Source organism: Acetobacter sp. KSO5 (assembly GCF_044094635.1).
Classification (GTDB): Bacteria; Pseudomonadota; Alphaproteobacteria; order Acetobacterales; family Acetobacteraceae; genus Acetobacter; species Acetobacter cerevisiae.
Genome location: NZ_CP172014.1, coordinates 2,182,031 through 2,192,500 on the forward strand (window position 1 = coordinate 2,182,031; position 10,470 = coordinate 2,192,500).

Consider the following 10,470-nt stretch of genomic DNA (forward strand, 5'->3'; position numbering starts at 1 on the left):
GATATGACCCTCTTGCCGTAACAATATTCGGATAATATGAAGAAAAGACGCAGAGAAACAAAATACACAACGGGCAACATCAGGTGAAATCCGTTCCATTTTCTGTGTATCGCCAACAATTGAAAAATAGAACAAAAGGAAAATCTATGAATATTTCCAGTTTTATCAAAGAACTCGTCGAAGACGAGTTCAACAGGGGAAATGTCCCCGCAAGTGGCTACTCTTCTGATGGAGTATTCGAAATCATAGACGACTGTTTTTACGATACAGACACAGCAGAAAAACTGGCGACGGTTCAGGCCCCTGAGTTGTGTGGTGATGATTTCGACTACTATCAGGAAGAGCTTTACCGCACAGAAGGAGGTGCTTTCTTTTTGGTGGGCCGGGGTCACGGTTGCACCCCCTGGACATATGGTGGATATCCCGGTCACCTGGTTATCCCGATGACGGACGCTTCTGTCCGTCGATGGCTGCAGGGACGAAATCTGAGTTACCTTTACATCCGCCTCTTTGGAATGCCTCCTGAAGCCGGACGAACGGAACCCTTCTCTGTTGTACTACCTAATGATCTGACAGAAGAAATTTTCAGGAAAGCATCCACTGAGAATATTTCCGTGCAGATTTGGGTCGGAAACCTTCTGAGGGCAACACTTCAGCATGAGAGCGATCAGGGAGACACACTGCCGTAACGCACCTCATGAGAGCATGGTGCCTCTCCTCACAGGAGAGGCACTTGCGTGTCGACTGTTAGTGTATTTTTAGAATACATACATCATACGCAATCACATTATACTATCTTATACTTGATACTAATATTCGGGACCACAGTTATCCCCCAACAAAGGGCGTTTACACGATTTGATAGCCACTCCCTTCATTCAAACTGAGCAGACAGACTGCTGTCGCCTCATCTCGGCCGTTCCGCCGTCTCACCGGACGTCCCGAAACCGGCCGTCTGGACACAAAGCACTTTTCTCATTTCCCCCATCTGCCTGGAAAGCTTAGCCCGGACTGTGCCTGGCAGGCCTTGCCCGCGCATTTCGGGCTTTGCATTCGTTCTTGGAAGCGCCCGAGGGTCACTGCTGGCGCCAAGTAATAACCTCCCCTGGCCCGTGCCTTTGTTTTCTCGTGTCAGCCGTAATCGGCGGACTGGGCGATCTCCTGTCGCAACTGGTCGACTTTAGCACCGACCCACTCCCGGGCGTCGGCGCCGAACACGAACCGCGATGGCACCTCGTCCTGGGAAGCAAGCTCCAGGATCCGCGCGGCGAGCAGCTTCGGATCGCCCGGCTGGTTGCCGCTAGCCTCGTCCACGAACGCGCGATACTGCGCGATCGCCTCGGCATAATCTGGAATGTCGATGCTGCCGAAGCTCGCCGACTTGCCATCCATGAAATCTGTGCGCAGCATCCCCGGCTCGACCAGGAGCGAGCGGACGCCCAACGGTGCCAATTCCTGCGCAAAGCCCTCCATCCATCCCTCGACCGCGAACTTCGACGCGGAGTAGACCGCCCCCCCGCTGTTGGAGACCAGCCCGCTGACCGAGGAGATGGTGACGATGAGGCCTGAGCGACGCTCACGCATGTGGGGAGCGACCGCGCGGGCCACGTTCATCGTGCCGAACAGGTTGACCTCGAACTGACGCCGCACCGCGGCATCGGTGAAGGTCTCGAAGAAACCCAGTTCGGCATAGCCAGCGTTGTTGACCAGCACGTCGATCGCACCCAAGCGTTCGATGGTCTCGGCAGCGACGGAGTTCGCGGCTTCAGCGTCGGTGATATCGAGTGCAAGGACGTGCAGGCGATCGTGTTCGCCCTCGAAGGCATCGCGCACGGCGTCGGCGGACCGCGCAGTTGCCACTACCGTTTCGCCCGCATCGAGCGCCGCGCGCGTGATCTCGAGTCCAAGCCCCCGGCTTGCACCCGTCACCAGCCAGATCTTGCCCATCGCCTGCTCCTCGTTTCTTCCACTGTTGCTGTCTAAGTAGTCATGTTAATGGATCGAGATAAGCGTCTAATTAATAATGGACCCCAGTAGCAGAGATTATCAATGCGTCCGGATCAGCTTGGCGACCTCGCCGTCTTCGCCGCGATCGCCTCCGACCGCAGCTTCACGCGTGCCGCGAGGCGGCTCGGCGTTACGCAGTCGTCGTTGAGCCAAACCATGAAGCGGCTGGAGGGCCAACTCGGTTTTCGCCTGCTCTCCCGCACGACACGCAGCGTCGCCCCGACCGCGGCCGGCGAGCGTCTGCTCGCCACCCTCTCGCCAGCACTGGCCGAGTTGGACGACGAGATCGAGACGCTGTCGCAGACACGCGGTGCAGCGATCGGCACCGTCCGGATCACGACGGGCAAACACGCCGCGGACACCGTGCTGTGGCCGATGCTCCCGACCTTCATGCGTCTGCACCCCGGCATCGAGGTGGAGGTGTGCGTGGAGAACGGGATGACCGACGTCGTGGCGGGCCGCTACGATGCGGGCATCCGGCTCGGCGAGCGACTGGAAAAGGACATGATCGCGCTGGCGGTCGGGCCTCCGCTTCGCGTCGCGGTGGTGGCCGCTCCCGGCTATTTAAGCAACCATCCGAGGCCGATGGAGCCCGCCGACCTCACGGCGCATCGTTGTGTCGCCTACCGCAACGCGCATGGCGAGCTGTCTCCCTGGTCGTTCGAGCGCGACGGTCGTGCGGTAACGGTCACGCCGGGCCGCGGGCCGGTGTTCAACGACGCCGATCTGCTGGTGGCGGCCGCCCTTGAGGGGTTTGGCATCCTTTACATTCTGGAGGATCTGGTGGCGGCGCCGATAGCCGATGGCCATCTCATCCGCCTGCTGGAGCCGTGGTGCGAGCCTTTCTCAGGCTACCACCTCTATTACCCCGATCGGCAGGGGACGATGGCCTTCGAACTGTTCAAGAAGACGCTTCGAGCAAGCAGGGCCGCATAAAGGGTTGGCCAGGCGTCGGCGTCGATTCTCGAAACTCGATCGTTTTTCCGGAAAGCGGAGCATTTGGTTGTGGCACCTTTCGGCATCGGTTCGCCCGAAAGCCGCCCGTCAGCTCTCCCCCCCACTGCGACATTATGACTGCGTAACTGCGGTAAGCCCACTCCATTAGGGTTATGGAACCTGTTTGATGATCCATTTTTCCAGGATGCTGACGCTGTCTGTTATTTCCATGCCACTTGGCCAGATCAGCCCATAAGATGTTCCATCCGCGTCGAACCCGGCCGGTGCCACAAGCCGGCCGGTCGCGATATCGTCCATAGCGATGATACGGGGCGACAGAGCAACCCCCAAACCATTGGCGGCGGCTTCCAGCATCATGAAATGATGGTCGTACAGACGGACGTCGCGCGGTGTAGGCATGTCGGGCCGGGACGCCAGCCAGTTTTTCCATGCCTCGGGCCGGGTGCGCGACCCGAGTGCCAGATAGCCCCCGTCTGCGAACCTCTGTGCCATGTCAGGACGCATGACCGGCCCAACCGCCTCCTGCTCGATTGTGGTGACAGCCCAATTGGGAGCAAGCGGGAAATCAAGGCGTCGGATTGCCAGCGTAATGCGGTCACGTGCGAAATCCAGCGCGCCGCCACCGGTCGAAAGATGCACATCAATTCCCGGATGATTGTCATGAAAATCGGACAGGCGTGGGATCAGCCAGCGCATTGCCAGCGAGCGCTCGCATGACAGCACAATCGGCTGGGCATCAGATGACGACCGGATCTCGGTTAGCGCCGCCGCGATCCCTTTTAGGGCATCGGTTGCCGCTTCAGCCAGATGCGCGCCGTCACGGGTCGGCCGCACACCTCGCCCGTCCGGCTCCAGGATCTGGAGTTTCAGATCGTCAGCCAGCTTGGACACCCGACGGCTGACAGCCCCATGAGTCAAAGCCAGCTCTGTTGCTGCCGCCCGTACCGAACCCAGGCGCACAACCGCTGCGAAGGCACGCAGATCGTCCAGTGAGGGAATGTCAGAACGCTTCATTGGTCAGTTTTTATCACCAGAATAGGTCAGTTCATATCGGTTTTCCTCATGAACCATTTCGTTATTCTCACTGGAATGATGGAAAAAGCCTTTCACACAATTTTGCCAATGGCGGTCACGATGGGAGATCCCGCCGGTATCGGCCCCGAGATCGTGGCACGGATGTTCTTGCGGCGACCGGCACAAAAGCGCTGGATTGTCATCGGCGATCCGCTGGTGATGCACCAGACGTTGACAACACTTGCCCCATCGGCGCGGGTAAGTCGGATCACGACGCCGGCCGAAGCTCGGTTCGAAGACAGAGTGCTGAATGTGCTGGTCTCGTCGGAATGCGTAGAATTGCCCCCTATGGGTCAGATCAGTGCCGAAAGTGGCCGCGCCGCCTATGCGGCAGTCGTGACCGCAACTCATTTGGCGAAAGCGGGGACAATCCGGGGTATCATTACTGCGCCGATCAACAAGGAAGCACTCGCCGCTGCCGGACTCCACTATCCCGGCCATACCGAAATTCTTGCCGAGCAGGCTGGTGGCTCGCGTGTTGCCATGATGCTGGCGAACGAGGACATCCGCGTCGTGCTGGTGACCATCCACTGTTCTCTCAGGGAAGCGATCCTGCGCGCCGATTTTTCCGCCCAGATAGCAGCAATCCGGCTGGCTTACACAGGGGCACGCGCACTGGGTATCGATCGCCCGCGCATCGCCGTAGCAGCCCTCAACCCTCATGCGGGAGAGGGTGGCCTATTTGGTGACGAAGAGGACCGTATCGTCGGTCCGGCCATCGCCCAAGCCCGCAATGAAGGCATTGACGCATCAGGCCCCTGGCCCGGTGACACTGTCTTCATGCAAGCGCGCGAGGATCGGTTCGATGTCGTCGTCGCGCAGTATCATGACCAGGGACTAATTCCTGTCAAATACATGGGGCTGGCGCAGGGTGTGAACATCACCCTTGGTCTACCCTTCACGCGTACGAGCCCCGATCACGGCACGGCCTTCGATATTGCAGGACGGGGCATCGCCGATCCGTCCAGTCTGGAAACGGCATTCGATTATGCTCTTCGCCTCACCAATGGAGCCTCAGTATGACCCCACCCGAGTTCATCTTCATGCTGACCCGCCATGATCGGACGGTGGAAAACGCAGTCGATCTGGTTGAAACTGCTCGGGAGGCAGGCGTCCGGCATATCGGGTTCAAGGATATTGGTCTGCAGTTTACGGCGCTTCAGACGCTGGCAAGCATCATCCGCGGGGCCGGAGCGAAAATCTATCTGGAAGTTGTCTCACTCGATCGCGACAGTGAACTGCGCTCAATACAGGCCGGGATAGCCCTCGGTGTCGATTATCTGCTGGGTGGCACGCATGTTGATGACGCGTTAAGACTGCTTAAAGGTACAACGATCCGCTATTATCCCTTTCCCGGCCGGATCAGTGGGCATCCGAGCCTTCTCGAAGGAACCGAGACAGAAATCATACGCAGTGCGGTCGATCTCGCCTCGAGGGCCGGTGTTCATGGACTGGATTTGCTTGCCTATCGGTTCGAGGGAAACGTGCCGGATTTGATCCGGAGAGTATGCGCCGCTGTACCGAACAAGCCTGTAATCGTAGCGGGTTCGCTCGATCGGGCGGCGCGTATTCGCGCCACTGCCTCTGCGGGCGCTGCGGGTTTTACGGTCGGCACAGCTCTGCTCGACGGCGCTTTTCCTGCATCACCCGATCTGGCGCAACAAATCGGCTACGTCCAGACTATCATTCGACAATTCTGACGGAGGAAACCAATGGAAAAAATAAACCTGACTCAGGCTTTCACGGCATTTTCCGATTACTGGAGCCCCCGTGTGGCGGGTGACATCAACACATCCCAGATCAAACTGGCAAAATTCAAGGGAATGTTCGACTGGCACCATCACGAGCATGAGGACGAACTGTTCCTAGTCGTTGCCGGGACATTGCGCATGCATTTCCGGGATCGCGACATTGACATCGAGGCCGGTGAATTCATCATTGTTCCGCATGGTGTCGAGCATTGTCCCGAGGCTTTAGGTGACGAATGCCACGTTGTTCTACTGGAGCCGAATACGACGCTTAATACAGGCAATGTGACCACCGACCGGACCGTGCATACGCTGTCGCGGTTATAACCTGAAATCCTACTACTGAGCGTCTCAGGACTGCCTTAGAAAACTGAAGATTATCTATGCGAGAAGTGAGCCAAACATATGTCCGGTTCTACCCTCGGATAACCCAAAAGCAGACCTGCCGCTGTCCCCCCCATAAGTGCCCTTCCCCACTGAATATTTTCACGAAGAAGGGCTATATTTTCCTCAAGTGTTTTTAATCCAGAATCTCGTGGTCGCATTTCTGTGCGATATCCATCCAGCCTGCCGCATGGCTTGAGCGAGTGCCCGTTGATGGATCGTAGATAATGGCCATTGATAATGAAGCAGATCTTCGACCACCAATCGTGAGGTGATGTAGCCTGTCTGAGAGGCAGCCCAGATTTCAAGCACTTCGGGCATCCGGGCGTCCAGTCGCTCCTCGAATGTCGGAAGTTGCGGAGAAGGAAGAGGTGCCTGCTCCGGCTCTTCCCGTGCGGGATCAAACTCATCTACGATGATCGAGATACGCTCATCGGGAGTTTCAGGGGTTTCGGGCAGTGTCCCGAACAAATGTTTGGCCAGAAATTCAGCATGCTCACGAAGGGTCAACTCTGCTTCCGGGTCAGCAATCGCCCCGGTCTCGATTTCTTCCCATGCTTTACCCAACCCGATGGGTTCCCAATAGCCGCGGGCGTAATGCTCCGTCAGGTTCTCCTGAGTGACTGCCATCCACCGGCCTTGTATCACGCTGAAAATTTCAATGCGTTCGGGAAGGCATTTTCGTCTCCTGCTTTCTCTTAGCCATTCCCTGCGTTTTTCCTCATTATGTACGGGAGTGTCGCCGCGCTGCCGCGGATCATAAGACCGCCTGCTGGCCTTACTCCGGACGTCCGTCCAGATGTCATTCGGATCCCCAAAGCCCCTTACACTCAGAGGACAAAGCTCCATGATATTCTCCGAGGTGGCCGGACACCATTCCCATGTAATGATATTCCAGACCATAAGACTTCCGGTCTGTGAATTATATCTGGTATTTCTTGTCAGCCAAGCCTCCCGGGCCGGGCGTGACAGCATTCTCAGGGCATCATCGCGCATAATATGATTGTCCTCATTGGTTTTCCAAATTTCGTTCTAAACGGATATGGAAACCTGTTGAGGCGGCCCAGTGGGCCATGGCATGATGAAGACGCGCGAGATCGCCCGGCCCTCTTTCGAAGGTCGAGACGCGTGTAACTGTCTGATAAGCCAGCATTTCATGGCGATCAGACGTCGATTGTGAGTGAATTATGATGGAAGTGGTTGCGGGGGCAGGATTTGAACCTGCGGCCTTCAGGTTATGAGCCTGACGAGCTACCGGGCTGCTCCACCCCGCGGTGGTGTTGATTAGGGTAGACTGGAAGACCTGGCGGCGACCGACTTTCCCACGACTTAAGCCGCAGTATCATAGGCGCTGGGGGGTTTCACGGCCGAGTTCGGGATGGGATCGGGTGGATCACTCCCCGCCATGGCCACCAGGTCATCCAGTCCACCCTGAGTGGGGTGGTGTGGATGCGGTTGGTAAAGAGAGAATTTTTTTGTGTGTGACGCGTGCATGGATGATTTCTGTGCACGGGCTGTCCTTTTAAGGGGACAGTATGAGAGTGAGCCTATAGAGCGATTAGGACCAGTTAGCTACACGCATTACTGCGCTTCCACACCTGGCCTATCAACGTGATGGTCTATCACGGCTCTCAGGGAGATCTAGTTTTGAGGTGGGTTTCCCGCTTAGATGCTTTCAGCGGTTATCCCGTCCATACTTAGCTACCCGGCGGTGCCGCTGGCGCGACAACCGGTGCACCAGAGGTATGTTCATCCCGGTCCTCTCGTACTAGGGACAAATCCTCTCAAATCTCCAACATCCACGGCAGATAGGGACCGAACTGTCTCACGACGTTCTAAACCCAGCTCACGTACCACTTTAATCGGCGAACAGCCGAACCCTTGGGACCTGCTCCAGCCCCAGGATGTGATGAGCCGACATCGAGGTGCCAAACCTCCCCGTCGATGTGGACTCTTGGGGGAGATCAGCCTGTTATCCCTAGAGTACCTTTTATCCGTTGAGCGATGGCCCTTCCACGCGGGACCACCGGATCACTATGGCCGACTTTCGTCTCTGCTCGAGCTGTCACTCTCGCAGTCAGGCGGGCTTATGCCATTGCACTCAGCAGCCGGTTTCCGACCGGCCTGAGCCCACCATCGCGCGCCTCCGTTACACTTTGGGAGGCGACCGCCCCAGTCAAACTGCCCACCATACAGGGTCCCGGATCAGGCTAACTGACCGCGGTTAGACATCAGAAAAATTCAGGGTGGTATTTCAAGGATGGCTCCACAGGAACTGGCGCCCCTGCTTCAAAGCCTCCCACCTATCCTACACAGAATGTCTCTGATGCCACTGTAAAGCTGCAGTAAAGGTTCATAGGGTCTTTCCGTCTGACCGCGGATACCCCGCATCTTCACGGGGAATTCAATTTCGCTGAGCCGATGCTGGAGACAGCGGGGAAGTCGTTACGCCATTCGTGCAGGTCGGAACTTACCCGACAAGGAATTTCGCTACCTTAGGACCGTTATAGTTACGGCCGCCGTTTACCGGGGCTTCAATTCAGTGCTCTCACACCTCCTCTTAACCTTCCGGCACCGGGCAGGCGTCAGGCCCTATACGTCGTCTTTCGACTTCGCAGAGCCCTGTGTTTTTACTAAACAGTCGCTACCCCCTGGTCTGTGCCACCCGCCAATGGTTGCCCACTAACGGGTCTCGCTTATCCCGAAGTTACACGAGTAATTTGCCTAGTTCCTTCAGCATCGTTCTCTCAAGCGCCTTGGTATTCTCTACCAGTCCACCTGTGTCGGTTTCGGGTACGGTCTATATGCCAGAGCTATTTCCTGGAATGCGCCAAAAGCCAGTCCAATCCGATAAGGACTGACAACATATTGCATTCGTCACTTCTGGCAGGTTCAGGAATATTCACCTGATTCCCATCGACTACGGCTTTCGCCCTCGCCTTAGGGGCCGACTAACCCTGCGTGGATTAACCTTGCGCAGGAACCCTTGGACTTTCGGCGACAGTGTTTCTCGCACTGTTTGTCGCTACTCATGTCAGCATTCGCACTTCCGATATCTCCAGAAGGGGTCACCCCGCTTCCTTCACAGACCTACGGAACGCTCCGCTACCGCGCATATCATAGATATGCACCCACAGCTTCGGCACGTGGCTTGAGCCCCGTTACATTTTCGGCGCAGGGTTTCTATTAGACCAGTGAGCTATTACGCTTTCTTTAAAGGATGGCTGCTTCTAAGCCAACCTCCTGGTTGTTTTGGAATCCCCACATCCTTTCCCACTTAGCCACGATTTAGGGGCCTTAGCTGGTGGTCTGGGCTGTTTCCCTCTCGACAATGGACCTTAGCACCCACTGTCTGTCTGCCAGGCTAATACTTCCGGGTATTCGGAGTTTGGTTAGGTTTGGTAAGGCTTTGGGCCCCCCTAGCCCATCCAGTGCTCTACCCCCCGGGGTAAATTCCTGACGGTCTACCTCAATAGATTTCGCGGAGAACCAGCTATTTCCGAGTTTGATTGGCCTTTCACCCCTAGCCACAGCTCATCCCCGACTTTTTCAACAGGCGTGGGTTCGGCCCTCCAGTGCGTGTTACCGCACCTTCAGCCTGGCCATGGCTAGATCACTCGGTTTCGGGTCTTCTGCCAGCAACTAGACGCCCTATTCAGACTCGCTTTCGCTACGCCTACACCTACCGGCTTAAGCTTGCTGCAAACAGAAACTCGCTGACCCATTATACAAAAGGTACGCCGTCACCCCATAAGAGGCTCCGACTGCTTGTAGGCATTCGGTTTCAGGTCTATTTCACTCCCCTCGTCGGGGTGCTTTTCACCTTTCCCTCACGGTACTTGTTCACTATCGGTCACCAGGGAGTATTTAGGCTTGGAGGGTGGTCCCCCCATGTTCAGACAGGGTTTCACGTGCCCCGCCCTACTCAAGGATCTTCAGAAGCGCTACGCATACGGGACTATCACCCACTATGGCCACCCTTTCCAGAGTGTTCTGCTTCTCTTCCAAAGACCACTGGCCTGTTCCGCGTTCGCTCGCCACTACTAGCAGAATCTCAATTGATGTCTTTTCCTCCAGGTACTGAGATGTTTCAGTTCCCCGGGTTCGCCTCATAGTCCTATGTATTCAGACTACGATACCCTTGCGGGTGGGTTGCCCCATTCGGATATCTACGGATCAAAGCCTGCTCGCGGCTCCCCGTAGCTTTTCGCAGCGTGCTACGTCCTTCATCGCCTCCTGGTGCCAAGGCATCCACCGAATGCCCTTATCGCGCTCACTCGCCCCATGCACAGAAACCATC

Annotated in this window: 8 protein-coding genes, 1 tRNA gene and 2 rRNA genes; 5 read left to right on the forward strand and 6 right to left on the reverse strand. The window is 56.6% G+C overall.

The annotated features are described in order from the left end of the window. The first annotated feature begins 146 nt into the window (after window positions 1–146). Complete coding sequence (locus ACHQGU_RS09785; RefSeq protein WP_395494912.1) at window positions 147–689, forward strand: hypothetical protein; 543 nt, start codon at window positions 147–149, stop codon at window positions 687–689. 442 nt (window positions 690–1,131) lie between these two features. Here ACHQGU_RS09785 and ACHQGU_RS09790 read toward each other — a convergent pair whose 3' ends face one another. Next, on the reverse strand, window positions 1,132–1,947 hold the full coding sequence (locus tag ACHQGU_RS09790) for an SDR family NAD(P)-dependent oxidoreductase (protein ID WP_253542210.1): 816 nt from the start codon (window positions 1,945–1,947) through the stop codon (window positions 1,132–1,134). A gap of 102 nt (window positions 1,948–2,049) precedes the next feature. On the opposite strand from ACHQGU_RS09790, the gene ACHQGU_RS09795 reads away from it, so the two are divergent. Further along, the gene (locus ACHQGU_RS09795; RefSeq protein ID WP_395494913.1) at window positions 2,050–2,943 is read left to right on the forward strand and encodes a LysR family transcriptional regulator; all 894 of its coding nucleotides are present in this window, start codon (window positions 2,050–2,052) and stop codon (window positions 2,941–2,943) included. Window positions 2,944–3,114: 171 nt separating this feature from the next. Here ACHQGU_RS09795 and ACHQGU_RS09800 read toward each other — a convergent pair whose 3' ends face one another. Then, the gene (locus ACHQGU_RS09800; RefSeq protein WP_395494914.1) at window positions 3,115–3,978 is read right to left on the reverse strand and encodes a LysR substrate-binding domain-containing protein; all 864 of its coding nucleotides are present in this window, start codon (window positions 3,976–3,978) and stop codon (window positions 3,115–3,117) included. Between the two features lie 48 nt (window positions 3,979–4,026). Between ACHQGU_RS09800 and pdxA the strand changes: the two genes are divergently transcribed. The 3 genes from pdxA to ACHQGU_RS09815 are packed head-to-tail and all read left to right on the forward strand — an operon-like array spanning window position 4,027 to window position 6,113. After that, window positions 4,027–5,061 carry a 4-hydroxythreonine-4-phosphate dehydrogenase PdxA gene (gene pdxA / locus ACHQGU_RS09805; protein ID WP_395494915.1) on the forward strand — a complete coding sequence of 345 codons (1,035 nt, stop codon included), beginning with the start codon at window positions 4,027–4,029 and terminating at the stop codon, window positions 5,059–5,061. Further along, window positions 5,058–5,738: a 4-hydroxythreonine-4-phosphate dehydrogenase gene (locus tag ACHQGU_RS09810; protein WP_395494916.1), complete on the forward strand. Its 681-nt coding sequence runs from the start codon at window positions 5,058–5,060 to the stop codon at window positions 5,736–5,738. Before pdxA ends, ACHQGU_RS09810 begins: the two co-directional genes overlap by 4 nt. Before the next feature lie 12 nt (window positions 5,739–5,750). Continuing rightward, window positions 5,751–6,113 (forward strand): cupin domain-containing protein, encoded by a 363-nt coding sequence (locus ACHQGU_RS09815; protein ID WP_395494917.1) that lies wholly within the window; start codon window positions 5,751–5,753, stop codon window positions 6,111–6,113. A gap of 183 nt (window positions 6,114–6,296) precedes the next feature. On the opposite strand, the gene ACHQGU_RS09820 is transcribed toward ACHQGU_RS09815, so the two are convergent. The 4 genes from ACHQGU_RS09820 to ACHQGU_RS09835 all read right to left on the reverse strand — a co-directional run bounded on the left by ACHQGU_RS09820 (window position 6,297) and on the right by ACHQGU_RS09835 (window position 10,449). After that, window positions 6,297–7,166, reverse strand: coding sequence for a hypothetical protein (locus ACHQGU_RS09820; protein WP_395494918.1), 870 nt, complete (start codon window positions 7,164–7,166; stop codon window positions 6,297–6,299). Window positions 7,167–7,367: 201 nt separating this feature from the next. After that, window positions 7,368–7,444 (reverse strand) — tRNA-Met (locus ACHQGU_RS09825). Window positions 7,445–7,471: 27 nt separating this feature from the next. Further along, window positions 7,472–7,587: ribosomal RNA gene (rrf, locus tag ACHQGU_RS09830) — 5S ribosomal RNA — on the reverse strand. A 120-nt stretch (window positions 7,588–7,707) separates the two neighbouring features. After that, window positions 7,708–10,449: ribosomal RNA gene (locus tag ACHQGU_RS09835) — 23S ribosomal RNA — on the reverse strand. Between the last annotated feature and the right edge of the window lie 21 nt (window positions 10,450–10,470).

What these genes read in the sequence shown, in the direction of transcription:
- ACHQGU_RS09810 (WP_395494916.1), top strand. Translation starts at nt 5,058, where the DNA reads ATGACCCCACCCGAGTTCATCTTCATGCTGACCCGCCATGATCGGACG.
- pdxA (WP_395494915.1), top strand. Translation starts at nt 4,027, where the DNA reads ATGAACCATTTCGTTATTCTCACTGGAATGATGGAAAAAGCCTTTCAC.
- ACHQGU_RS09795 (WP_395494913.1), top strand. Translation starts at nt 2,050, where the DNA reads ATGCGTCCGGATCAGCTTGGCGACCTCGCCGTCTTCGCCGCGATCGCC.
- ACHQGU_RS09790 (WP_253542210.1), bottom strand. Translation starts at nt 1,947, where the DNA reads ATGGGCAAGATCTGGCTGGTGACGGGTGCAAGCCGGGGGCTTGGACTC.
- ACHQGU_RS09820 (WP_395494918.1), bottom strand. Translation starts at nt 7,166, where the DNA reads ATGCGCGATGATGCCCTGAGAATGCTGTCACGCCCGGCCCGGGAGGCT.
- ACHQGU_RS09785 (WP_395494912.1), top strand. Translation starts at nt 147, where the DNA reads ATGAATATTTCCAGTTTTATCAAAGAACTCGTCGAAGACGAGTTCAAC.
- ACHQGU_RS09815 (WP_395494917.1), top strand. Translation starts at nt 5,751, where the DNA reads ATGGAAAAAATAAACCTGACTCAGGCTTTCACGGCATTTTCCGATTAC.
- ACHQGU_RS09800 (WP_395494914.1), bottom strand. Translation starts at nt 3,978, where the DNA reads ATGAAGCGTTCTGACATTCCCTCACTGGACGATCTGCGTGCCTTCGCA.